Annotated in this window: 20 protein-coding genes; 12 read left to right on the top strand and 8 right to left on the bottom strand. The window is 61.6% G+C overall.

What is annotated here, in order from left to right; all coding sequences use genetic code 11:
* Window positions 1–17: 17 nt before the first annotated feature.
* A complete protein-coding gene (locus HXO69_RS05820) occupies window positions 18–395 on the bottom strand; it encodes a cupin domain-containing protein (RefSeq protein ID WP_296545857.1) in 378 nt (125 codons plus the stop codon).
* A 167-nt stretch (window positions 396–562) separates the two neighbouring features.
* Window positions 563–2,212 carry a phosphatase PAP2 family protein gene (locus HXO69_RS05825; protein WP_296545859.1) on the bottom strand — a complete coding sequence of 550 codons (1,650 nt, stop codon included), beginning with the start codon at window positions 2,210–2,212 and terminating at the stop codon, window positions 563–565.
* A 292-nt stretch (window positions 2,213–2,504) separates the two neighbouring features.
* Here HXO69_RS05825 and HXO69_RS05830 point away from each other — a divergent pair, with 292 nt between their 5' ends.
* The 3 genes from HXO69_RS05830 (at window position 2,505) to HXO69_RS05840 (ending at window position 6,746) form a co-directional block, all read left to right on the top strand.
* Window positions 2,505–3,548 (top strand): o-succinylbenzoate synthase, encoded by a 1,044-nt coding sequence (locus tag HXO69_RS05830; RefSeq protein WP_296545861.1) that lies wholly within the window; start codon window positions 2,505–2,507, stop codon window positions 3,546–3,548.
* A gap of 69 nt (window positions 3,549–3,617) precedes the next feature.
* Entirely contained in the window at window positions 3,618–5,447 is a 1,830-nt protein-coding gene (gene menD / locus HXO69_RS05835; RefSeq protein ID WP_296545862.1) for a 2-succinyl-5-enolpyruvyl-6-hydroxy-3-cyclohexene-1-carboxylic-acid synthase, read from the top strand.
* 279 nt (window positions 5,448–5,726) lie between these two features.
* Window positions 5,727–6,746, top strand: coding sequence for a glycosyltransferase (locus tag HXO69_RS05840; RefSeq protein ID WP_296545864.1), 1,020 nt, complete (start codon window positions 5,727–5,729; stop codon window positions 6,744–6,746).
* Window positions 6,747–6,866: 120 nt separating this feature from the next.
* Here HXO69_RS05840 and HXO69_RS05845 read toward each other — a convergent pair whose 3' ends face one another.
* Window positions 6,867–7,775 carry an MBL fold metallo-hydrolase gene (locus tag HXO69_RS05845; protein ID WP_296545866.1) on the bottom strand — a complete coding sequence of 303 codons (909 nt, stop codon included), beginning with the start codon at window positions 7,773–7,775 and terminating at the stop codon, window positions 6,867–6,869.
* 278 nt (window positions 7,776–8,053) lie between these two features.
* Here HXO69_RS05845 and gluQRS point away from each other — a divergent pair, with 278 nt between their 5' ends.
* From gluQRS to HXO69_RS05875, 6 genes are all read left to right on the top strand, one after another.
* A complete protein-coding gene (gene gluQRS / locus HXO69_RS05850; protein WP_296545868.1) occupies window positions 8,054–9,094 on the top strand; it encodes a tRNA glutamyl-Q(34) synthetase GluQRS in 1,041 nt (346 codons plus the stop codon).
* Window positions 9,095–9,475: 381 nt separating this feature from the next.
* Window positions 9,476–10,963 (top strand): sodium/proline symporter PutP, encoded by a 1,488-nt coding sequence (gene putP, locus HXO69_RS05855; RefSeq protein ID WP_296545870.1) that lies wholly within the window; start codon window positions 9,476–9,478, stop codon window positions 10,961–10,963.
* A gap of 164 nt (window positions 10,964–11,127) precedes the next feature.
* Window positions 11,128–12,081 (top strand): 1,4-dihydroxy-2-naphthoyl-CoA synthase, encoded by a 954-nt coding sequence (locus tag HXO69_RS05860; RefSeq protein ID WP_296545871.1) that lies wholly within the window; start codon window positions 11,128–11,130, stop codon window positions 12,079–12,081.
* A gap of 170 nt (window positions 12,082–12,251) precedes the next feature.
* Window positions 12,252–13,607, top strand: a complete 1,356-nt coding sequence (locus HXO69_RS05865; RefSeq protein ID WP_296545873.1) for an AMP-binding protein — start codon at window positions 12,252–12,254, stop codon at window positions 13,605–13,607.
* A gap of 110 nt (window positions 13,608–13,717) precedes the next feature.
* A complete protein-coding gene (locus tag HXO69_RS05870; protein WP_296545874.1) occupies window positions 13,718–14,632 on the top strand; it encodes a 1,4-dihydroxy-2-naphthoate polyprenyltransferase in 915 nt (304 codons plus the stop codon).
* 128 nt (window positions 14,633–14,760) lie between these two features.
* Window positions 14,761–15,174, top strand: coding sequence for a PLD nuclease N-terminal domain-containing protein (locus HXO69_RS05875; protein WP_296545876.1), 414 nt, complete (start codon window positions 14,761–14,763; stop codon window positions 15,172–15,174).
* Between the two features lie 108 nt (window positions 15,175–15,282).
* Here HXO69_RS05875 and HXO69_RS05880 read toward each other — a convergent pair whose 3' ends face one another.
* The 4 genes from HXO69_RS05880 to HXO69_RS05895 form a co-directional block, all read right to left on the bottom strand.
* Complete coding sequence (locus tag HXO69_RS05880) at window positions 15,283–15,972, bottom strand: histidine phosphatase family protein (protein ID WP_070846778.1); 690 nt, start codon at window positions 15,970–15,972, stop codon at window positions 15,283–15,285.
* A 158-nt stretch (window positions 15,973–16,130) separates the two neighbouring features.
* A complete protein-coding gene (locus HXO69_RS05885; protein ID WP_005504750.1) occupies window positions 16,131–16,229 on the bottom strand; it encodes a 30S ribosomal protein bS22 in 99 nt (32 codons plus the stop codon).
* Between the two features lie 263 nt (window positions 16,230–16,492).
* Entirely contained in the window at window positions 16,493–18,580 is a 2,088-nt protein-coding gene (locus HXO69_RS05890) for a FadR/GntR family transcriptional regulator (RefSeq protein ID WP_296545878.1), read from the bottom strand.
* A 91-nt stretch (window positions 18,581–18,671) separates the two neighbouring features.
* Window positions 18,672–19,967 (bottom strand): helix-turn-helix transcriptional regulator, encoded by a 1,296-nt coding sequence (locus HXO69_RS05895; protein WP_296545881.1) that lies wholly within the window; start codon window positions 19,965–19,967, stop codon window positions 18,672–18,674.
* A 434-nt stretch (window positions 19,968–20,401) separates the two neighbouring features.
* Between HXO69_RS05895 and HXO69_RS05900 the strand changes: the two genes are divergently transcribed.
* Window positions 20,402–22,027: a TrkH family potassium uptake protein gene (locus tag HXO69_RS05900; RefSeq protein ID WP_296545883.1), complete on the top strand. Its 1,626-nt coding sequence runs from the start codon at window positions 20,402–20,404 to the stop codon at window positions 22,025–22,027.
* The gene (locus HXO69_RS05905; protein WP_005504725.1) at window positions 22,020–22,682 is read left to right on the top strand and encodes a TrkA family potassium uptake protein; all 663 of its coding nucleotides are present in this window, start codon (window positions 22,020–22,022) and stop codon (window positions 22,680–22,682) included. Before HXO69_RS05900 ends, HXO69_RS05905 begins: the two co-directional genes overlap by 8 nt.
* A 183-nt stretch (window positions 22,683–22,865) precedes the next feature.
* Here HXO69_RS05905 and proC read toward each other — a convergent pair whose 3' ends face one another.
* Window positions 22,866–23,711 carry a pyrroline-5-carboxylate reductase gene (gene proC, locus HXO69_RS05910; protein ID WP_296545884.1) on the bottom strand — a complete coding sequence of 282 codons (846 nt, stop codon included), beginning with the start codon at window positions 23,709–23,711 and terminating at the stop codon, window positions 22,866–22,868.
* Window positions 23,712–24,031: 320 nt separating this feature from the next.
* Here proC and HXO69_RS05915 point away from each other — a divergent pair.
* On the top strand, window positions 24,032–24,604 hold a 573-nt coding region (locus HXO69_RS05915), incomplete at its 3' end, for a chloride channel protein (RefSeq protein ID WP_296545885.1).

The raw sequence follows: 24,604 nt of genomic DNA on the forward strand, positions 1-24,604 counted from the left end.
GGTTTAGAGGCCGGGGATTAGACCTCTTCGACGTCAATATTGACCTTGGGTTCGGGGTGCGACTCGCCGGTCAGCATGGTCACCAGCAGGGTGGAGTCCTTCACGGCGCGCAGGGAGTGCAGCAGCTTGGCGGTCACGTGAATCGGCTTGCCGGGTACCAGGGTAATATCGCGGTCCTTCACGTGGAAAATCACCTCGCCCTTGAGCACCTGCACGAAGACGGGGTGCACGCTGTGGTGCTCGTGCCAGGACTGGCCTGCAGCCAGTTCCATGAGGGTCAGGTTGCCGCCGTCGGCATCAACGATCTTGCGTGCCTGGGGCTTATCGTCAAAGGGGGTCAGCGCTTCGGTGAGCTGGGGGAATACGAGGACGCGGCCTTCATGGGTACCTGCCATGGTACGCACCTTTCTTTTCAGGGGTGAGTGAAAGGGGGCGCGCACCCCCTCCCTATTATTGGTATTAAAAATACTAAATTTCTTATATTGTATTCCCCTCCCCGCAACAGGACAATACCTCGGCTCACACCGAGCTAAAACACCCCAAGCAGAGAGGGGAACAACATCTACTGGTAACTCCACACCTTCGAATAGGCGGAGCGATTACTATTACGCGGACGCAACAGGTTCACCATCAACGCCGTCGTACCAAAGCTCACCGCAATAATCATGCAGGTCGCCGCGGTAAACGCACCACCGGGAATCGGCGCAAAAATCGCAATCAGATACAGGATGACCGCGCAGAACGACAGGAACAGCGTCGCAATCGTCATCAACGGAACCAACACCAAACCGCCGCGCGCCGGCACCGCAAAATCTGCCGGACGCACATAACGCAGCACGCCCATACCCACAACGGTCCAGATCGCGGTGACCAGAATAGCGGTCACCACGTCCGCCGGGCGGTGCCACCCATTAATAATCGTGGAGGCACCCGTCAGGCAGGTCGCCAACGCCGCACACAGCGCCACCGTGGGCCGCAAGAAACGAGGCGCCGCTAGGAAGAGCGCCGCACCCGCCGCCGCCGCGAAGGTCGTGTGACCGCTGGGTGCCGAGTTGCTCAGCGCCTCCTGAACACCCAGGTCGGGCTTCACAATCAGGTAGTGCTTGAGCAGATACGTGCTCGTCACCGCCGCAGCCCCGACCAGCACACCAAGCAGTGACGGTAGGAAACGGTGCTTCCAAATCAGCACCGCAATCAGACCCAGCACCGCGATCACGCCAACAATCGTGGGCAAAGAATCCAGGGCAGTCAGAGTCGGGCCGCGGTAACTCTTGAACTGGTGCGCGTACTCGGTGTACGCCTGCTCATCAACCTGCTGACCGGTCGCCGTATAAATAAAGAACGCGAACGCGCCGTACAGAGACAGCCCCAAGAACAGCAACGCCATTACGTGGCGCATCAGAACGCCAGTACTCGGAAGGTGGTGCGCCTGCTCTTCGCCGGGACGATTCACAGGGCGGCCCGAAGCATCCACGGGAACCTGACCGGTCTGAACATACGCGCCGTTCGGATATGCCGCGGCAGGATAGGCCTCCGGAGGGTACGCCACCGGCTGTTGCGGCGCCTGCTGAGGTGCCTGCTGAGGTGCCTGCGGCGGCACACGCTGGGGAAGCGGCTGCTGGGCACTAATCTGCTCAGCGCCTGCCTGCCCAGCTCCCATCTGAGCGGCGCCCATATTGGCATTCAGCGGGTAACCGCTCACCGGAGGCCTCGGCGGGTCAAGGCGACGCGTAGCCTGCAGAGGCTCATCCGCACTGTAGCCACTCTGGGAGGCGCGCTCCTGAGCGGAGGGAATCGTCTCAGGAATCTTAATGGGGGCGCGGTAGGCGCGCGGCAAAGGGCGGGTCGCACCAATAACTTCTATAGAGTCCTGGTGTGAAGAAATAACCTCAGTATTCGCGGATTCAGCGTTCGCGGAACCGGTATTCATGGAGCCTGCAGGCGCAGCTTCGTTAGCCTGGGAGGAACCGTAATCCGTCAGAACTTTCGTACGGTCCTCATTCTGCGCAGCGGCATGAGTAGCCGTTTCGTGGGCGTTGAGCACCTGGGTAGCATCCTGATAATCAGAAAGCACCGCAGTCTCATCAGAGGAAAACACCGTAGTGGGCGCGTCATCAGAAGGGTGAAGAGCACGAGTAGCGTCCAGGTTCTCCGAGTCGCCCCAACCGGGGTTCCCCGCACCTGTTGCTTGCCCATTCATTGTCTTCTTCATAACCCTTCGTACCTTCTTGCCCTCATGTCTGTTAGATATCCCCGAGCCCGCCGATGTCCGCTGTCATTGCGGCAGCCCCCAAGCTACCGCATCGCGCGCAACATCGTTCGAGTCATCGGGCGAATAACTATCTACTATCCCAGGTTAAGCTATGAAAAACTAAAGTTTTTTCGACCACAACCTGAGAGTTTCCAGAGAATGCGAAACGGGTTGCGAGCGCACCCGCTTCAGAGCGGAATGCTATGGTGAGCTCATAGCGCATCGAAGAAGGGCAGATACCTTGAATACCAGCATGAGCGTGCCGCCTCTCGGCTACGGTTTTCGCCTCACGAACACTCCCCTGCCGCCGCTGCAGGAGGTTCTGGAGAACCTTTTCACGGTCGAAATTCCGATGACCGTGACCTTCCGCGGGGTCAATAGCCGCCAGAGCGCGCTGATTCGTGGCCCGCACGGCTGGGGCGAGTTCGCACCCTTCCTCGAGTACGGTGCCCAGGAGTCTGCCGCGTGGCTCGCCTGCGCGCTGGAGGCGGCGTGGCTACCCGCCCCTGAACCGGTGCGTACGCGCATCCCGTTGAACGCGACCCTGCCCGCGGTACCCGCCGAGCGTGTGCCGGAGGTGCTCGCCAAGTACGAAGGCGAGATTCAGGAACTCAAAATCAAGGTGGCTGAGAAGGGCCAGAGCCTCGTCGACGATATTGCGCGCGTGGCGGCGGCACGAGAAGCACTCCCGAATGCGCGCCTGAAGGTGGACGCGAACATGGGCTACACCCTCGACGGTGCCCTTGAGGCGCTCCGCAAGCTCTGCGAGTACGGCATTATTTACGCTGAGCAGCCGGTAGCAACCCTTGAGGAGATGGCGGCGCTCCGCTTTGCTATCGCCAAGGAGGGGCTACCCGCCCGCATTGCCGCGGACGAGTCAATCCGTAAGGCGGAGGATCCGCTGAAGGTGGCCCGCGCAAATGCCGCCGATCTGATGGTTATTAAGGCGGCGCCGCTGGGAGGTGTACGCCGTGCCCTCGCGCTGGTGGAGCAGGCGCAGCTTCCGGCGGTGGTTTCTTCGGCATTGGAGTCTTCGGTGGGTATTGCCACCGGTGCATCCCTGGCGGCTTCCCTGCCGACCCTGAACTACGGGTGCGGTCTGGGCACGGTCTCCCTCATGGCTGAGGATGTGACCGACGAGCCGCTCATTGCCCGCGACGGATTCATGGACCTGCGCACCATCACCCCCAGCCCGCAGCGCCTGGAGCGTCTCGCCACCGACAAACAGACCCGCCAGTGGTGGGTGGAGCGCGTCACCGCCTGCTACCGGGTGCTGGAACGCGCCTGCGGACTGTAGTTATCAAGGTTGCGCCCGTGAAGGGTAACCATAACTGAAGGAAAATGCCCTCGGCCTTAGAATGGTACGGTGACTGAAAACCGCTCAACCCCCGCCATGCTCACCGCAGTATCCGTGCTCGATTCGCTGATTCGTGCCGGTATGCGGCATGTTGTCGTGTCCCCGGGATCCCGCAGTGCGCCTCTCGCGTACGCTATTGCCGCCGCCGCTGAAGCCGGCGCCCTGATTGCGCACGTGCGTGTGGACGAGCGAAGTGCAGCCTTCACCGCCCTGGGTATTGCGAAGGCATCCGGTCAGCCGGTGGGTCTGGTGTGTACCTCCGGTACGGCTCTGGGCGAGTACATGCCCGCCGTCATGGAGGCATACCACGCCGGCGTGCCCCTGGCGGTGCTGAGCGCCGACCGCCCGGAGCGTCTGCGCGGTAGCGGCGTGAATCAGACGACCCGCCAGGCGAGTTTCTTCCATCCTTTTGTGCGTGCTGAAGCCGATTTGACCTCCTACCCCGAGCAGGTTGAGGGTGAGCAGACTCAGGCTTTTGCTGCCTGCCTGAACGCGCTGACCGGTCGTAGCGCCGAGCACTGGCGCAAGCAGTCGGCCGAGCCGATTGGCCCGGTGCACCTGAACATTTGTTTTGATACGCCGCTGACCCCCTCGGGTCGTTTTGCGCAGATGCTTCCGCAGTGGGCGCAGAGCCTGCTGGAGGATTACGATCCGCAGGCTGAGGGCCGTACCCGCGCCGCCCGCGCCGAGGGTTCGGGGCTCTCCAGCGCTGAGCAGCGTTGGCTCCTGGACTCGCTGGAAGCACAAGCTGACCTGGCGGAGCACACCCCGGCGCACCGCACCGTGGTGGTTGCCGCGGACGGTGCCGGCGAGTTCGCCGCGGAGTTCGCGCGTGTGCTGAACCTGCCGCTATTTGCTGAGCCTTCCTCCGAGGCACGCCATGGCGCGACCTCTATTCCCCACTACCCGCAGCTACTCGGCGATGAGTCCTTCGCACCCGCCGCACAGATTGAGCGCGTAGTGCTCTTCGGACACCCGACGCTTTCACGCCCGATTACGGCACTGCTCGAACGCACGGATATTCAGTGCGCTTTCTACGCGCCGCGCCGCGCCAGCTGGTACGAGCCCGGTGCCCGCTCCTTCGTGGAGCTGTCCACCCCGCACGAGCTTGCCGAGTTTGCGAGCGCCTCCACTGTGCCCGCTGATGAACTCGTTGACGGACTCAGCTGGCTGGATCAGTGGGTTGAGCCCGCCCGCGAGCTGCAGGATGAGTGCCTGCGCGCCATTGCCGCCTACGAGCACTCTGATTCTGCAGGCTCTGTAGACTACACCGATTACCGCAACCGCACCGCCGGCCGCTCCTACGCGCGCCGCGTCTGGAAGGATGCGGTGGCTCAGCGCCGCCTCATGGTGCTGGGCTCCTCAAACCTGGTGCGTGATTTGGACGCGGCAGCCCCCGCCCTGGGTGAGCCCGCCCCCGCGCGCGTGTTTGCGAACCGCGGTCTTGCCGGTATTGACGGCACGATTGCGACCGCTATTGGTGTGTCCCTGTCGGGCTACTACCCCGCCGGTGTGGATGAGAACTCCCGCCCAGTCGTTGGTGGTGCCGCCCTGCCGGTGACCCTGCTGTGCGGTGACTTGACCTTCCAGCACGATGTGTCCTCGCTGAACCTGCCGAACACGGAGCTCCTTCCTGAACTGCGCGTTGAGGTCTTTGACGATGCCGGCGGCGGTATTTTCACGACCCTTGAGCACGGCGATATGGCTCGTCAGGAGCAGTTTGCCGCCGCGGTGGACCGTTTCTTCACGGTGGCTGCCGCCCCGAACACTGATCTGGCGCGCATGGCTGCCGGTTTCGGCGCCGAATCGGGCATTGAGGTGCGCATTCACACACCCTAAAGCCGCTCGTAAAGGCTGTGGGCTACGCTCTGCGTGCGGGGTTGACCGATATACTAAAAACTACCTGTGCCGTAGCCTTCCGTGGCTCTAAAAGTTAGCCGGTCGTAGCGGTTTCACTCGCCGTTACCTTCGCGTTTTCCTGCGCACCTGCTGACGCAAGGCACCCTATCTATCATTGATTAACATTCACGCTCTCACCGCTAACGCATACCGCGCTCGACCAGGGGTTTTACCCCGGTGAGTCCGGTGCATGCGGCGGGCGTAGCCGCAAGGATTCTCATGAGCTCACTCGATATTATTGTTGCCGTCCCCTCCGGAGCCGGTTGGGTTCCCGTGCACGCCATGGCGGAGCTTCTCGCCCGCTACACCGGCGGCACCGTCCACACCGTGGATGTGGGCGCATCCCTCAGTAAGGAAACCAAGCTTCTGGCGCGCCTGCCCCGCCTCAAGGGCGGATCCAAGCGTTGCCTGGTGATTGCTTCTGATCCCGGTCAGCTGTACGCCATTTCGCAGCGTTCCTTCGCGTTCCGCCGCTACGGCGCGATTTACGGCTGGGTGATTGATAGCTTCTGGGATGACCGTATTCCCGCCGTGGCGAAGTCCTCCACCTACGACCGCATTTTCGTTGCGGATGTTGATGACGTTCAGCCCTGGACTGCCGCGGGTGTAAAGACCCCCGGCGTTCTGCCCTGGGGTGCGGACGTGTGGAGCAAGTTCAGCGACCGTCTGGCGGCGTTGGGCTCGAAGAGCACCGACCTGCTGCGTGTGGGTCGTCAGCCCGCCGCCTACGAGGATGACGAGGCGACCGCCGCCCTTGCCGCCGAGCTGGGTCTGAGCTTTGAGGGCCGCCCGCCCTTCGGCGCGAACGATCGCGAGTCGGCTCAGCACCTGCAGGATTCGCTGAACCGCGCGAAGTTCCTGCTGGCATTCTCCACCTCGGTGAGCCCGGCACCCTACACCCACCCGACCAAGGAGTACATTACCGGTCGTTGGACCGATGCGCTGGCTTCGGGTGTGACCGTGGTCGGCAAGGTTCCGAACACCACCACCGTACGTGAGATTCTTTGGGATGGTGCGACCATCGACATCGACCACGCGGATGCTCGCGCGGGCCTTGCGCAGGTTGCTGACGCCGCCTCCCGCTGGACCCCGGCGCAGGGTGAGCAGCAGATTCGTCAGGCTCTGCAGCACCTGGATTGGCGTCACCGTTTCGTGCAGCTTTGCGAGGCAATGGGTGAAGTCCCGGCTTCTTTGAAGGCTGATTGCGAGGCAATGCGCGCCCAGTACGTTCAGCGCTAAAAACGTCACCTCGCTGAAGGTAAACAGCTGAGGGTATATAAAAGGTGAGGGCTGGTTTCTATTCCTAGAAACCAGCCCTCACCTGTATTTATGCCCCATGAGGCATATTGCATACGAGGTTTAGTACGATGCCTGACCCAGAGTAATCGGACCCGTGAAACCACTGGTATCCGGGTGCTCCGAATCGAAGTATGCCGCCACCGGTGCGTTCTCCAGCTGAGCCAGTCGATCCAGCAGGAAGCGAGTCGCACCCGGCGCATACGGCAGCTTATACATTGCTGCGGTAGTTGCTTCATCCTCACGGTCCAGAGTGGAGGAACGAATCGACTCAATAGCGGTCACCATGGTGTTACGTTCACGCTCCACGAAGGTGCGGTCCACCGGCTCACCGTTACCGGGCACAAACACACGGTAGCGATCAAATTCGAGCACCGCACCGAGGGTATCGATCCAACGGTCGGGGAAAGAATCCTCAAAGTAGGGGTCGGTACCCTCTTCAATCAGACCGCCCATGAAGAGCACATCTTCAATACCGACCAGAATGTCGCCGTCGGTGTGGCCGGGACCCATGTACATGAGGGTTGCGCTACGCTCACCCAGGTCAATGGGGGTAAAGGTAATGCCGTCACCGCTGTTGGCGACCAGGCGGTTGGGGACAATAATATCGGTGGCTGCACCCTGGTGGTGCGCCATTTCCGGTTCGAGCGTCTCGACGTAGGGACGCTGCGCCTCACCGTATTTACGAATTGCACGCGCGGCGCGAGGATGCGCCCAGAATTCTTCGGCACCCATTGCCGCGAAAACATCGTTACCGAAGAAACGCTCATAGTGTCCATGAGTGTTTACGACGGTGATAGGAAGGCGCGTGAGACGGCGAACCTCATCATAAATTTCGGTTGCCTGACGGGGACCTGCGCCGGTATCCACGACAAGTGCCCGTTCCAGTCCGAGGACCAGTCCGGTGTTCAGTCGGTAATTGTCGGTCGCAATACGGTACACGCCGTCTGCGAGTTCAATAGTACGAGCCATAGATACAACCCTACTGTAATTTTTGGCAACTGAGGGGCTATTCGGCCTTCTGGAGAACATATTTTTGCACTATTGCACGCTTCTAAGGGGATAAAAGTGCATCATTCTGCACAATTCGGCCTCTACGGACAACTGATACGTGATGCTTGACAACCTCCACAGATTGATTAGCCGGATAGCCTATTCCCCCGACTAATCCAGCGCCGGTTAGGAGTCAGTGAGGATTCAGTGAAGGAGCTGAGCAGGAACCAGAAATTCGCGCCCTATAGGATAGGAGTATGACTTCTCCCTCCAGCTCTTTTTCTAGCGTCTCAGCCGCTCATACTTCGGCACACCCGTTCCCCAGCGGCACCGGACGCTACGCTCCCTCCCCCTCGGGTGATTTGCACCTGGGTAATTTGCGTACCGCCATTTTGGCGTGGGCTATGGCGCGCCGCGGCGGCAAGCCCTTCTACCTGCGCGTGGAGGATTTGGATCGTGTGCGCCCGGGCGCGGCGGAACGTCAGATTGCCGACTTGGCGGCCCTGGGTCTGGATTGGGACGCGAGCCCCGGCGCCCCGGCAGAGCGCATCGAGGGCGGCGAAGGCGCCGATAGTAAGGAAGCAGGGGTGCTGTATCAGAGCACGCGCCTTGCCGCCTATGAGCAGGCGGTTGCACAGCTGCGCGAAGCGGGACTCGTGTACGAGTGCTTCTGCACCCGCCGCGAAATTCAGGAGGCGTCGAGCGCCCCGCACGGTGCACCGGGCGCCTACCCGGGTACCTGCCGCGAGCTGACGGAGGCACAGCGGGAGGAGCGCCGCACCCAGCGTCCGCCGGCTCTGCGCCTGCGCGCCGAGTGCACGAGCTACACCGTGCAGGATGATTTTTACGGTACCTACACCGGTCTGGTGGATGATTTTGTGCTGGTGCGTAATGACGGCACCTACGCCTACAACCTGACCTCCGTGGTGGATGACGCCTTTGTGGGGGTTGAGCAGATTGTGCGCGGTGATGATCTGCTTCCTTCGGCGCCCCGCCAGTCGTATTTGGCGCAGCTTTTGGGGTTGACTCAGCCGCGTTACGCTCACGTGCCGCTGGCACTGAACAAGGAGGGTAAGCGACTCGCTAAGCGTGACGGCGCGGTGACTCTGCCACAGCTGCGTGAAGCGGGCGTTGAAATCCCCACGATTTTGGGGTGGATTGCCGCGTCTATTCCGGTGTATGACGCTGATGGTTCCGCCCATTCTGCAGATGTTCCGGCGCCCAATGCGGCGGCGATTTTGGAGCGTTTTGACCCGGCTCGTATGGCTACTGAGCCGTGGGTTGTGAGGGATTTCTAAGCCTCTGTGACATTGTCGTGTAACAGTTCAACACTCCGAATGGCTTTTAAATTTTTCGTTTAATTCGTTTCAGATGCATACGGCTCTGATCGTTTGCGTTGCTTTTAAACTGCATCTCTTGCACCGAAGTGCCCGAAACCCTGAAATCCAGGGGTTTTTCGGGCACTTTTTCGCACATGCTCCCACAGCACCCCACGTGTACGACCATAGGATTTACACAGTAAATACATATTTATTCCATAGACTCAAACTCTTTAACGTCAAATAGACTTTATTTTCAGCCCTTCAGAGCCTAGACTGTATCCTATGCCACTCATAAAGTTATGGGGTAGCGCATAAATACACACAGGCGCACACTATCACCAGGAGAGAAGGAACATTATGGCCGCGAGTACATACCAGGTCATCGCGCTGGCGATTTATTTTGTTGCCATGATCGCAATCGGCCTATGGGCAAATAGCAAGAACAACAGCCTCGACGACTATGTGCTGGGCGGGCGTCAGCTCTCCCCCACCGTCGCCGCACTCTCAGCGGGCGCCTCCGACATGTCCGGTTGGCTCCTCATGGGTCTGCCCGGCGCCGTCTACCTCAGCGGCCTCTCCCAGGCATGGCTCGCCGTCGGTCTGACCATCGGCGCATGGTGCAACTGGAAGTTCGTGGCCCCGCGACTGCGTAGCTACACCGAAGTAGCTGGCGACGCCGTGACCGTCCCCGTCTTCCTGAGCAACCGCCTCCATGACACCAAGCGCGTGCTGCGCATCGTCTCCGGTGTCGTGATTCTGGTGTTCTTCACCTTCTACGTCTCCTCCGGCATGGTGTCCGGCGGCCTGTTCTTCAAGTCCTCCTTCGGTCAGGAATACCACACCGGTATGCTCCTGCTGGCAGGCATCACCGTGTTCTACACGCTCTTCGGCGGCTTCATGGGCGCATCCTACACCGACATGGTTCAGGGTCTGCTCATGCTCGCAGCGCTGATCGCCGTTCCGGTCATCACCATCATTGACCTCGGCGGTGTAGGCCCCGTGGTTGAGTCCATCAGCCAGGTACGCCCCGACGCGCTCAGCATCTTCGCGGGCACCACTTTCGCCGGTATTGTTTCGTCCCTCGCATGGGGTCTGGGCTACTTCGGCCAACCGCACATTATCGTGCGATTCATGGCGATGCGCACCCCCGCAGACGCTAAGTCCGGCCGCCGCATCGGTATCAGCTGGATGGTCCTGACCGTGTTCGGCGCACTGAGCGGCGCGTTCATGGGCATCGCATACTTTGCACGCCACCCCGAGGCATCCCTCACCAACCCCGAAACCGCAGAATCCGTGTTCCTGGACCTCGCACAGATTCTGTTCCACCCCTTCATCGCCGGTCTGATTCTGGCTGCGGTTCTGGCGGCAATTATGTCCACCCTCTCCTCGCAGCTGATTGTGTGCTCCTCCGCTCTGGTGGAGGACCTCTACGGCATCTTCTCCTCGAAGAAGCTCAGCGCATCCAAGTCCCTGTGGCTCGGCCGTGCAGGCGTGGCAATCGTGGCACTGGTCGCCGGCGCCCTGGCGTGGAACCCCAACAGCTCCATTCTGCAGCTGGTCGCATTCGCTTGGGCTGGCTTCGGTTCGGCCTTCGGCCCGACCGTTCTGCTCTCCCTCTACTGGCGTAAGCTGACCACCCAGGGTGCACTGGCCTCCATGATTACCGGTGCCGTTGTGGCATTCGCATGGGGCCAGAGCCCGATGAAGTCCGTGCTCTACGAAATGGTTCCCGGCTTCGCTTCGGCGCTGCTTGTCGCCATCGTGGTTTCGCTCATGACCTACAAGAAGAACGACGCCATTGACGAAGAGTTCGACCGCGCGGTAGAGCTCGCAAAGGTCAAGTAACCCCTAGGTAACCAAGACCGGGTAAGCTTCCTTACCCAACTTCTAAGGCCCGGGCCGCACACACGCGGTCCGGGCCTTCTTATATGCCCGACAACCTGATTCGCTATACTGGGCAACCAGGTTCACAGCCTCAGACAGCGCCCGGGCAACGTAGAATAGGGTCTATGACTGCACAACTTCCCGAAAAGGTCTCGGACATCTTCAACCCCGCCGACTGGCGCGTCGTCGAAGGCTTCGAAGACTTCACCGACATCACCTACCATCGCCAGGTTGAGCGCAACGAAAACGGCGAAATCCTACGCGATCTGCCCACCGTGCGCATCGCCTTCGACCGCCCCGAGGTGCGCAACGCATTCCGCCCGCACACCGTGGACGAACTCTACCGCGCCCTCGACCACGCACGCATGACCTCCAACGTAGGCACCGTGCTGCTCACCGGCAACGGCCCCTCCGCCAAGGACGGCGGCTGGGCATTCTGCTCCGGCGGCGACCAGCGCATCCGCGGCCGCGACGGCTACCACTACGCCAGCGGTGAGACCGCCGAAAGCATCGACCCGGCACGCGCGGGCCGACTGCACATCCTGGAAGTGCAGCGCCTCATCCGCACCATGCCCAAGGTCGTTATCGCCCTCGTCTCCGGCTGGGCTGCAGGCGGCGGCCACTCCCTGCACGTGGTAGCCGACCTGACCATCGCCTCCGAAGAGTACGGCAAGTTCAAGCAGACCGACGCAACCGTCGGCTCCTTCGACGCAGGCTACGGTTCGGCACTGCTCGCACGCCAGGTGGGTCAGAAGTTCGCCCGCGAAATCTTCTTCCTCGCCAAGGAATACGACGCCCAGCGCATGTACGAAATGGGTGCGGTCAACGACGTAGTCCCCCACGCCGAACTCGAAAACAAGGGCCTGGAATACGCGGCACACATCGCCCGCCAGTCCCCGCAGGCAATCCGCATGCTCAAGTACGCCTTCAACCTGCCTGACGACGGCATGCTCGGCCAGCAGGTCTTCGCCGGCGAGGCAACCCGCATGGCGTACATGACCGACGAGGCTGTTGAGGGTCGCGACGCATTCTTGCAGAAGCGTGACCCGGACTGGTCCAACTACCCCTACTACTTCTAAGAGACAGCCCCTTCTACAGAAGTAGTTTCAGATACATAGGCTCGGAGCCGGATTCAACCCTGAGAACCTCAGCTAAGAATCCGGCTCCGGCGCATTTGATGCCGCACCGGCATATGACACCGGCGTATGACGGCACGCAGCCGCTATACACAGCCGCTAAGGATTTAGCCATGATGAACACCCCCGTACCCGGGCTCGCACCCTCCCCCGCCCCGCAGGAGGCTGCCCTGCACCCGCAGGCGGTACAGGTGCGCGCCGATCAGCCCGCCGACCCGCACGCCATGCTGGGCGCCTTTGAGCAGCTGCTGGGTGGGTACGCGCTGGATGCTGAGAGTGCAGAGGTAGCTGAGCCTATTGCCCTGGTGGTGGGCACCTCCGGCTCAACCGGAACCCCTAAACGCACCGCACTGACCGCGCGGGCTCTTGCCGCCAGCGCGGCAGCCACCGAGAACTTTTTTGCGGGGAACGCTGACTCCGCCTCGCAGTGGTTGCTGGCTCTTCCCGCGCACTATATTGCCGGTGCGCAGGTGCTCGCCCGCTCCGTGCTCGCCGGGACCTCCCCGGTCATTGCCCGCTCCGTAACCGAGCCGGTGCACTTTAGCCCCGAGGTCTTCCTGCAGGCGGTTGAGCAGATGAGCTCGGCACGCCGGTTTATCTCCCTGGTGCCCACCCAGCTACATAAGCTCCTTGAAAGCGCGGACGCCGACCCGCGCCTGGGCGCTGAGATTCACGAGGCGCTCGGCTCCTTCACCGGAATTCTACTCGGAGGCGCCCCCACCAGCGCCGACCTGCTCGCCGCCGCCTCCGCGCTGGGGCTGAACACGGTGACCACCTACGGTAGCGCCGAAACCGCGGGCGGATGCGTCTACTCCGGCTCCGTGCTGCCCGGTGTGCGAGTGGAGCTCGTACCCGAAGAGGGCATGCCGACCGTGCCGAATATTGAGGGGAAACCCGCACAGGTGGGTCGTATCTGGATTAGCGGCGCGCACCTCGCCAGCGGCTACATTGGCGATACCGTCCGCACCGCCGAGCACTTCTTCACCGCCGCCGACGGTACCCGCTGGTACCGCACCGACGACTACGGGCTGCTGAGCCCTGTAGCGGTTCCCGACAGCAGCGAGAACTGTAGCGAGCAGCGCCTGCAGGTGCTCGGCCGCAGCGACGACGTGCTCATCAGCGGAGGCGTGAAAATCTCCGCCCGCGCAGTGGCAACCGTCCTCGAAGAGCACCCCGCCGTACGTGAAGCCTGCGTGATCGGGCTACCCGATGCCCGCTGGGGCACCGCCATTGCCGCCGCGGTCACGCTGGTGCCTTCTGCCGGTGCCGCGACTGCATCTTCTGAGAATGGCACTGCCCTGAACGAAGAACTCTGCGCCCTGCTGCGTGCCCGCTGCGCCGAAAAGCTCGGCGCCCCCGCCGCACCCAAGCAGCTGAGCATCCTGCCGGATTTCCCGCTCACCAGCACCGGCAAGCCGGACCGCGCAGAAATATACAGTATCCTGGACAGAGACTATCGTCAGGGCTAAAGCAGGCTCATCCGCGGGTTTTCACCCCGCGCACGCACCCGCCCGCATGCCCTGACCTTCGCATCACGACACCCACGCATCATACGCACTTAGACCCGGAAGGAACCCCCGTGGCAACTGCCGCCCAATGGATTGAAGGCGCTCGCCTGCGCACCCTGCCGCTCGCCGTCGCCCCCATTATTGCCGGCTCAGCTGCCGCCTACGAGATCAACGAATTCAAGCCGCTCTACGCGTTCTTGGCGTTCCTCGTCGCGTTCTTCCTGCAGGTGGGCGTGAACTACGCCAACGACTACTCCGACGGCATCAAGGGCACCGACGAAGACCGCGTGGGCCCGCTACGCCTCGTTGGTTCCGGCGTGGCAAGCCCCCGCTCCGTCAAGTACGCCGCCTTCGGATGCTTCGGCCTGGCGATGCTCGCCGGTCTTGCCCTGGTGGCACTGGCGAATCAGTGGTGGTTCCTGGCGATTGGCGCCTCCAGCGTCTTCGCGGCGTGGGGCTACACCGGCGGCAAGCACCCCTACGGCTACATGGGCCTGGGTGACGTGTTCGTCTTCGTCTACTTTGGTCTGGTTGCGACCCTGGGCACCCTCTACACGCAGGCGCACACCCTGACCCTGCTCGGCTGGGTGGGTGCTATCGGCATCGGCCTGATTTCCTGCGCACTGCTCATGGCGAATAACGTGCGTGACATTCCCACCGACATTGAGGCGGGCAAGCTGACCATGGCGGTGCGCCTGGGCGAACGCTGGTCGCGCATCACCTACATTGTGGAGATGACGCTGGCACTGGGCCTGGGCGTGCTCCTGCTCGATAAGAACCCCTGGTTCCTGCTGATCTTCCTGCTGGTCGGCCCGACCATCCACTCCTGCGTGACCGTGTGGACGCGCGGCGGCCGCGAGCTGATTCCCGTGCTCAAGCAGGCGGGTATCGTAGCGCTCGCGTACTCGGTTATTCTTGCCCTCGCCGTGTGGCTGGGCTCGTTGGATATTATTAGCCACGAAGTTCAGGTGTTCACCGGCTACTAAGCCGACTTACGATTCTGCGCTGGTTCTGCACTGCCTCGCATCGGGCTCTTTTACCGCGCCGTTAAGCCGCTAGCGGGCGCCCGGTTCATAGTTCCGCAATAACGCGGCGGTGTGTCATAGTAGTGCTTATGATTCGAGCCATGCTGATTATTGGCGGCGCAGCCCTCATCGTGGGTCTGACCCTCTACACCCTCTTGGACGCCGTCCGCACCCCCGCACACGAGGCGCGCACCCTGCCCAAGTGGCTGTGGGTCCTCGTCACCCTGCTCTTCCCCGTGGTGGGCCCCATCATGTGGCTTATCCTGGGCCGTCCGAAGGCACAGCCCGCGGCAGGCACTCCTCGCGCCGGTTTCGGTCAGCGACGCAGCGCCCCCGCGCCCTCGGTCTCTTCCCCCGACGACGATGAAGAGTACCTGCGCTGGCTCAAAGCAAAGGCAGAACGCGAACGCCGTAGCCGCGAGGCGGAATCGAATAACAAGCAGGACCCCGAGCGTAAGAACCCCGAGGACGGCACTCCTGGTCAAAGCAACGGGCAGAACTAGTCAGGGTGGCTAGGCTCGCGCACCCAAGGTTTACAGCAAGAGGCTGTGGGCACATCCAAACGGATGGGCTCACAGCCTCTTCTCTATGCTCAAAAACAGCTTTAGGGATTAGCTACCGGGCAGCTGAATCACGCCACCGTACAGCGGCGCGGCAGGCTCCGAATACTCCACAAAACGCGGCATCTCATGCTCAAAATCAGTGGTGCTAAACGCCAGAGTCGTAATCGACGCCAGGTTGCACTCGCGGGCGCGCGGGTCATGCTGCAACATACGGCCCTCAACGCCCAGGCGAGTAATCCAAATCGGCAGCTGGTGCGACACAATAATCGCCTCCGCACCCTCGCCGCCGCGCTCGTAGGCGGTACGCGCCGCATCCTGAACAGCCGCCGCCATACGGCGCACCTGATCCAGGTACGACTCACCCCAGGAGGGGCGCGCCGGGTTGTACAGCTTCGTCCAGTGACGCGGGTTCTGCAGCAGCTCCTGGGCGTTCACGTGCAGACCCTCAAAGTAGTTATCCGCCTCGATGACGCGCTCATCCGGCTGCGCGGTCAGACCCAGCAGCTCCTCAACCGGGGCGGCAGACTCGCGGGTACGCTGCAGCGGCGAGCAGACCAGATGCACGAAACGGGAGCCTCGCTCAGCACGAGCCGCGAACTCCTCAGCGCTCAGACGCACCATCTGCTGGCCCTTATCGGACAGACGGTAGCCGGGCAGACGGCCGTACACAATGCGCTCGGGGTTGTGCACCTCGCCGTGGCGCATGAGGTGAACTTTAATGGTGGAAGTTTCAGTCATAATCCCAGTCTCTCAGATAGCGCGCCGCGCCCCAAACAGGTGACCCGCACGTACCCTCTACAAATACAAAACCCGGCGCACAAAACCCGGCCCGCAAAAACTGCAGGAACGCAAAAACCCCGCCTCTCCATACGGAGGGCGGGGCGAAAGAAGTCTATTTACTTCTTGTTGCGGCGCTGGTGGCGGGTCTTACGAAGCAGCTTACGGTGCTTCTTCTTGGACATACGCTTGCGGCGCTTCTTGATAACGGAACCCATAGGATTTCCTCACTTTACTCGTACCCGGCCGAGCCATTCGACTCGGTAGCTACCCGGGGATATTTATACCGGTATAACCGATCCAAAACGCATTTTAGGCACAGAAATACCCTTGCGTTTTAGAGCGCTACCTACCTAGAGTACTAGGTTTACCCCCATTTTCACCATTCGAGAGCGGCTTTTCAGGAGTTTTTCCCTGAATTTCCGCTTTTCCCGCGGGTATATCGAGGATATCTCGGGGCGAAAACGGGGATTCGGTAACCCTAACGGCGCTTCTTCTTCGACTTCTTCGAGCCCTTAGAACGACTCTTCGACAGCGCCGAGCCGGAGGATGCCGCCGAATCAGAGGAGGCTACAGAACCTTCGGAGCCGCTCTTATCAGCCTGAGAAGCTGCCTCAACTGATTCCTGCGCGGGCTCAGAAGCCTCGTGTTCCTCAGCTACAGAAGCCTCAGGTTCTTCGGCAAATTCGTCAGCGGCGCTCTCCTCAGCAGTCTCTTCCTCAGCCGCCGCGTGCAGCGCCTTCAGACGCTCAGCACGCTCAGCCTCGGCACGAGCCAGCGCCTCCTCGTCAATGACAGGCTTCTCAGGCTGGGGCTCAGGCTTCGTTTCAGCCTTCACGGCCTGCTCCTTTTCGGCGCTCTCCTGAGCGTCATCATGCTCAGGCTCGTACACGTCCACGCCGAAGAAACGCTTCATCTTCGAGAAGATGCCGCGGCGTTCCTGCACCGGCTCCTCATGCGGAAGCTTCTCATAGGTGTCGTGGATGGTCGCAGCCGCCTCAAGACGGGTAGGCTCAGCAGGCTGAACGGCGGGCTCCTCCTGGCGCGCCGGGGCACGCAGAACCTTCTCAGAAGACGCAGACTCAGCAGACGCAGAGGTAGCCGCAACAGCCGCAGGACGCGCGGTACGGGCAGGCGCAGTCAGCACCTGGCTACGATCCACCGGCTTAATAATGGTCGCACGCACCGGGGAAACAATCTGACCGCTACGGCGACGCGGAGCCGCCGTGGAGGCGCGCAGAACCTTCGCGGGGCCCTCAGCCTCTTCCTGCGCGTACGCGGCAGGGACGCTCGGCAGCTGAGCGCTGGGAGTCTGCGAGCTGAAAGTCTGCGAGGCGGGAGCCTGAGCGCCAGACATCAGAGCTGCAGAAGCAGCCGGGGTAGCCTGAGCAGACGGGTTGAAGCCGCGCGGGGTGCCGAAGCTCAGCGGCACATCTGCGCTCACCGAATGAGCGGCAGGCTGCGCGGGAGCTACAGCAGGTACGGGCTGAGACAGCGCGGTCTGAGAGGGTGCGGGAACAGTATGTTCTGCCTTGTCAGAAGCATTAGAGGCGGAAGGAGCCTCGGCAGGCCCATCAGCCGAAACGCGCTCAGCGGGCGCCTCAGAAACGGTCTCCTCAATGTAGACGATATCGCCCTCAGGTACCGTATACTCCATGGCAGAAGAGCGCGCAGAAGCCTGAACAGGCTCAACAGTAGGTTCCACAGAAGCGGGTGCTGCAACAGGCGCATCCGCGGCGGGCAACGCCTCCGCATCAGCGAAAGACGGGTCATCCTGCAGCAAATCATCAAAGTCATCTGCGGCGAACTCATCCACGTCAACCGGCGCAAACTCAGACGCAATCGGCTCACCCGGCAGACCATTCGCCGAGGTCGCCTCCTGCTCCAGGTCAATGCCGGCATCGGCATACATGCCGCGCAACTGACCAATCACCATGGCGCGAGCAGTCGCAGCGTCGCCCGCCTTCAAAGCCTCCGCAATAGCGCGGCTCTCAGCACGCAGACGCTCCACAGCGCTGCTCCACAGCGGCATACGACCCACCAGCGACAGCATCGACTCAAAGCTCGGCTGACGCACCGACGCGAGCAGACCCACCAGTAGCTCATTGCCTGCGCAACGCATCACCTGGTGGTGGAAGGTCAGCAGAAGCTCCAGGAAGTCACGAATCGACAGGTCGAAGTCTTCCATCTGCGCCAGGACCTCGTCCATCTCCGCGAAGGAGGCGGTCTTCGGGTCAATACGCGCAATCGCCCAGCTTTCCAGCAGGATACGGGTCTGCACCAGGTCACGAGTCGGGTAACGCGAACTGGACATGTGCAGGCGCAGAGCAGCGCTGGCGGCAGCGGCAGGCTCATCGCTCAGGTGCACCAGCATTTCCTTGCCGCGACCGTTGTACAGCTGCACCAGGTCCATATCTTCCAGGGTGCGCAGAGCCTCGCGGGTGCGGGAACGACCCACACCAATAGCGCGCGCAATTTCGCTATCGTTGGGCAGGTCCTGACCCAGCTGAATATTGCCCTCGAACAATTCGTTCTCAAGCCAGCGCAGAATTTTACGATGAATAGCCACGTGAATGCGTCTTTCGGTCAATAAGGTGAGTGAGAGTGTGTGTGCTTTTATACAGAGTTATGCCGGAGGTTTAACGGCGTCAGGGCGCGCCTTAGCGGCGGCGACCACGCAGGAAGCCGAAGAGGCCACCGCGGTGGGCATCCTTCGCCTCGGCGCTGGTCGTCTCAGTGCTGGGGCGGTACACCGAATCGTAGGCGGGCATGGTCTGATACTCGGTCTCCTCAGAGGAGGACTCAGACTTGCTTTCAGCCTTGTCAGACTCTTCTTCAGCGACCTTCTCGGTGGCAGATTCTTCAACTGCAGGCTTCTCGGCAGCTACGGTTTCTTCAACCGAGGTCTTCTCCTCAGCCTTTTCTGCGGGCTTCTCTGCGGGCTTTTCTTCGACCGCCTTCTCAGCCACCGCGGGCTCCTCGGCAGCAGGAGCTTCGGGGGTCACCGCAATAGGCTGAATCGAACCGCCCACAACCGCAGCCGGATCAATACCGTAAGACACCACAGAAGCAGACTGAGCGATCACAACGGGCTTCTCAGCTACAGCGGGCTTAGCCTCGGCGGGCTTGACTTCAGTGGACTTGGTCTCGGCAGGTGCTGCAGGCTGAGCGGGGGTTGCCGACGCCGCGGGGGTAGCACCCACATCGTAGCCGTAGGATGCGGGAGTAAAGGGGCGCATCGGGGTGCTGTCCACAGCCTCTTCAGCCGCGGCAGACTCAGTAGCAGGCTGAGCCTTCTCGACAGCCGATTCGGAGGTGGCGGTTTCAGAAGCATGCTCCGCGGGGCGCGAGTAGATGCGCGCACTCGGGGTCAGGTACTGGGCGCGGGCGCGCTGAATACGAGCCTGCTCAATTTCCTCAGCGGAGGGAGCTTCAACAGTGAGAGTCTCAGAGTCGGTCGCCTCGGCAGAAGAGGGCTCCGCGACCTTCTTCTCGGTCTCAGCGGCAACCTTCTCGGAGGTAGTCTCAGTTACCTTTTCAGCGGGCTTCTCAGGTGCCGCTACCGCAGGCTTTTCTGCAGCCTCAGCGGTCTTCACCACAACCTTCTCGGAAGTCTTATCCGCAGCCTTGTTATCGGCGGGCGCGGTAGCACCACCGGGCAGTGCCACAGGTGCGTGCGCCTCGTTGGACTGGCGTGCAATCTGAACGGTCTCGTTGATCCACTCGGTGACGGTGGCGAATACGTCCGGGTTCAGGGAGTAGAGGCGACGCTGCCCCTCCACGGTCACGGAGACCACATCTGCATCGCGAAGGACTTTCAGGTGCTTCGAAATGGTCGGCTGGCTCATACCCAGCTTTTCGACCACAGCACCCACCGTGTGGGTTTGCTCAGCGAGAATACGCACAATTCGGCGGCGAGTCGGATCCGCGATGACAGAAAAAACATCAGAATGCATATAGCGATTATGACATATAAAGAGGCACCTCAAGCTTAGAATGAGGCTGATATGAAAATTACCTTCAAAAATTCTGAACGAAGCCTGAGCACTAGCTCAAAATGAAGCATTGAAGGGGATAAAAGCATGAAGTGTCCGTCACACTAGATGGCATATAGCTGTATCACACGATGAGCATATGCCGGCATTTCAGCCCGCCACCGCATATATTCCGTAAGAAGCATATAGGCTTTGCTGTGGTCCACACGAAAAACCACCCACCCACCTTTACCAAGCTCACATTTTGAGCGTCCAGCTATCAACACCCTACCCCCTCTCAAGACACCCGGCGCGATACACTAGAAGGCGTTAAAACAGGCAAAAACCGCCGCACACAAACCACCATTCCTCGGGCACCCCACGCCCAGCACCCAGGCACAACATGAAGGAGGCGCATGGGACGCATAATCCGCCGCACCCGGCGCCGACATCACCACCCCCAGGGCCAGCTCAACCGCCGCTGGGACACCCTCAGCGGCACCACCTCCATGCCGCAGAAGCAGCAGGTTCGCCGTAGCCGACGCGACCGCCTTGAGGCGGAGAACCTGAGCATCCTCACGAGTGTGCCCGGCATTGATCTTGACCGCCTGCCCGCCCTGCGCGACCACGCCAGCGATGACTCCGAGACTCAGCGCAAGCGTGCGCCCATTGGCTTCAATCTGCAGACCCTCGAACGGTTCCGCGACTTCATCGATGTGACCGTGCTTGCGTCCCCCTCGCGTACCGCAATCACGGCGTTCTTCCTGGTCATCATCTTCTTCACGCTCACCCTGCTGCTACCCATCTCTTCTAACGATGGTCAGCCCGCGCCCTTCCACCACGCGTTCTTTACCTCTACGAGTGCGGTGACCGTTACCGGTCTGACTACCGTCTCCACCGCCGAGCAGTGGTCTACTTTTGGGCAGGCAATGATTCTGGTGGCATGCCAGGTGGGTGGTCTGGGTACCCTGACCATCACCTCGCTGCTGGCGCTGGCTATCGGCCGTAAGATGGGCCTGCGCACCAAGCTCATCGCGCAGGAAGACCTGAATATCAGCCGCCTTGGCGAGGTCGGTGGCATCGTCAAGAGCGTTTCCTACGCCTCGTTCTCTATTGAGGCGATCATTGCCCTCGTGCTGATTCCGCGTTTCCTCACCCTGGGTGAAGACCCGTTCCAGGCGATTTGGCACAGCATCTTCTACTCCATCTCGGCGTTCAATAACGCCGGATTCACCCCACACTCGGACGGCATCGTGCCCTACGGCCACGATCTCTTCCTGCTCGTGCCTATCTGCGTTGCGGTGTTCTTGGGCTCGCTCGGTTTCCCCGTTTTCATTGCGATTCAGCATCATCCTTTCCGCCCCAGCCACTGGTCGCTCACCGCGAAGCTGACCACCGTCACGACCCTGTTTTTCTTCGCTTTTGGCGCGTTCTTCTGGGGCCTCTTCGAGTGGAATAACCCCGCCACCATCGGCGACTACTCTGCGGGTGACAAGGTTCTGAATGCCATTTTTGCCTCCGTCATGATGCGTTCGGGCGGCTTCAACCTGGTCGACATGAGCAGCATTACCCCCGTCTCCACGCTCCTGACGGACATGCTCATGTTCATTGGCGGCGGCTCCGGCTCGACCGCGGGTGGCGTGAAGGTCACGACCATCGCCGTGATTGCCCTGTCTATCCTTGCTGAGGCGCGAGGCGATCAGAAGGTTGTCGCGTTCAACCGCACCATCCCCGAGTCCTCCCTGCGTATTGCTATCTCCGTGATTGTTATGGGTGCTACCGTGGTAGGTGTCGGCGCCGCGTCGATTCTGATTATTAGCGGCGCGGACCTCAAGGAAGTCATTTTCGAGGTCATCTCCGCCTTCGCGACCTGCGGCCTCTCGAATGGTCTCTCCTCCAGCCTGCCGCCGGCGGGTATCTACGTGCTCAGCGGCCTGATGCTCATTGGCCGTGTGGGCACCACAACCGCCGCGACCGGTCTGGCGCTGCGTTCACGCCGCCGCCTCTACAAGTTCCCCGAAGAAAGGCCCACCATTGGCTAGTGCACATAACGCCCCCGTACTCGTGATTGGTCTGGGACGCTTCGGCTCCGCGGTGGCGGCCCAGCTGCGCCTGCAGAACAAGGAGGTCCTTGCTATTGAGAAGGACCCCGAGCTGGTGCAGAAGTGGTCCGGCGTGCTGACGCACGTGGTCTCCGCCGACGCGACCGATATCGACACCCTGCACCAGTTGGGTGCGGACGATTTCGGCTCCGCCGTGGTGGGTGTGGGCACCTCCGTGGAGGCATCCGTGCTAATTACCGCGAACCTCGTGGACATTGGTGTGGAGCGTATCTGGGCGAAGGCTATTACCCCCGCGCACGGCAAGATTCTGGAGCGTATTGGCGCGCACCACGTGGTCTACCCGGAGGCGGACGCCGGCCGCCGCGCCGCGCACCTGGTCTCGGGTCGACTGCTGGACTACATCGAGTTTGATGACGACTTCGCGATTGCGAAGATGCGCCCGCCGAAGGAAACCCACGGCTTTACCCTCGCCGAGTCAGATATTCGCTCCAAGTACGGTGTGTCCGTGGTCGGTATTAAGTCCCCCGGTGAGGACTTCACCTACGCGGACGCCACCACCCGCATTCACTCGCGTGACATTCTGATTGTGTCCGGTCAGGTGGATTTGATCGAGCGTTTTGCGGCGCGACCCTAAGCGCGTTTTTCCTCGCTGCAGCGGTTATCTTCCCCAGCTCTGCTGGTTTTGAGGAGCCCGCGATTAGACATAGAAAAACAGCCTCTTCCCGTTCTGCCGGGAGGAGGCTGTTTTTCTGTAGTTTCAGCTAGTCAGGGGGATGCTACCGGACGGTATTAGTCTCCGCTGGTTAGTCCCCGCTGATTAGTCCTCGTCAGCGGTGTACAGCTGGCTCATTTCCGCCGAACGTGCCGCGCAGGCGCGCATCGCGTCCTCGGTCAGCTGGAAGAGGCCACCGTCCACGAAGGTGTTCAGTGCACGCTCGGTGGTGCCGTTCGGGCTGGTCACGGCGCGGCGCAGGGCGGGTGCATCCGGGTTGGTGTCGAGCAGGAAGCCCGCGCCGGCAACGGTTGCGCTGGCGAGCTTGAGGGCGGTGTCTGCGTCCAGGCCGAGCTTCTCGCCGGCGGCTGCCATCGCCTCCGCGAGCAGGAACGCGTATGCCGGGCCGGAGCCGGACACGGCGGTGACCGCGTCCATCTGCTCCTCACGGACCTCGACGACCAGACCGACGGTGCCCAGAACCTCTTCGACGAGCTTCTTCTGCTCGTCCTTCACGGTGTCGGTGGTGGAGATGGCGAGCACGCCCTTGCCCACGGATGAGGGGGTGTTCGGCATACAGCGAACAATGGGCTGACCTGCGGGAAGGCACTCAGCGAGGGTTTCGAGGGTCACGCCAGCAGCAACGGACACCACGACGGCGTTCGGTGCGAGGGCGGGCGCGATATCGCGGGCGAGCTCGACGATGCCGTAGGGCTTCACGCCGAGCAGCACGACGTCTGCGTGGGCGGTTGCCTTGTGGTTGCCGTCAGCTTCGCCGCCGGTGGTGATGATTTCTACCTTGTCGCCGAGGCGCTGGGCGAGGGCGGCGCGGGATTCTTCGCTACGCACGGTGGCGCGGATGTGGGCGGGGTCGTGGCCTGCGGCGAGCAGACCTGCGGCGATGGAGCCGTTCATGGAGCCGGTGCCGAGAAAAGCAATAGTTGCGGTCATCGTTGATCCTTCCGAGTGGGGTGCCTGCGCCCGGCGGTCGCTTATGCACGGTGTGTTCGGCGGGCGCGTGGAGGCGTACCCTTCCAGCATAGCGGGTGCGGCGGTCGGCGTGTGACCTGGCTCGTGTCTCATGTGCTTTTCTGGGGTGCGTTCTCTGGGGTGCCTTCCGCCGCTGTGCCGCTCCGCCTCTCAATCTTTGGCGCACCGCTGAGGGGCAAATAGTGCGGGCGTAGAATTAAATTGGCTTTGTTTGCCCGGTTTTCGCCGGGTATGGAGCCTCCACACGACAGACAGCACACAACGCACAAAACCCCTTTTCTATGTCTTCTCATACTGGTTCTTCCTCAAATAGCCCCCAGAAACCTGCGGCGGGTTCCCGTTCTTTTTTGTTTCGCCTCCTGCTGGGGCTAACTCTTGCCGCGCTGGTCACGGGCGTGTTCAGCGGCTTGGGCGCGATTGCTCTGCATTATGTTCTGGACTTCATGCAGGAGCTAACTTTCGGTCAGGCTGAGGGTCATCACCCGATGGTGACTGACGGCGCCGATCCGGCGCGTCGTGCCTTGGTTTTGGCGGCGCTGGGCCCGTTTGTGGCGCTGGTATGGTACTACCTGCAGTCCGGTGGGCGGCGTGTGGTCGGCGTGAAGTCGCAGATTGCCGGTGCTACCGAGGAGGACCGCACCCCGTCACTGTGGCGGCAGATTTCGCATTCGGTGATTCAGATTGTTGCGGTGGGTGCGGGCTCTCCTGTGGGTAAGGAAGTCGCGCCTCGTGAGCTGGGTGCTTTGGCGGCTGGCCGCACCTCGAATCTGCTGGAGCGTCTTGGTTTTGTGGGCGCTGACGGTGCCGCACTGTTGGGTGTTCGTGAGCGTAGTCTGCTGGTGGCGGCGGGTGCG

Origin of the sequence: Rothia sp. (in: high G+C Gram-positive bacteria), assembly GCF_015265375.1 — a bacterium.
Taxonomy (GTDB): Bacteria; Actinomycetota; Actinomycetes; order Actinomycetales; family Micrococcaceae; genus Rothia.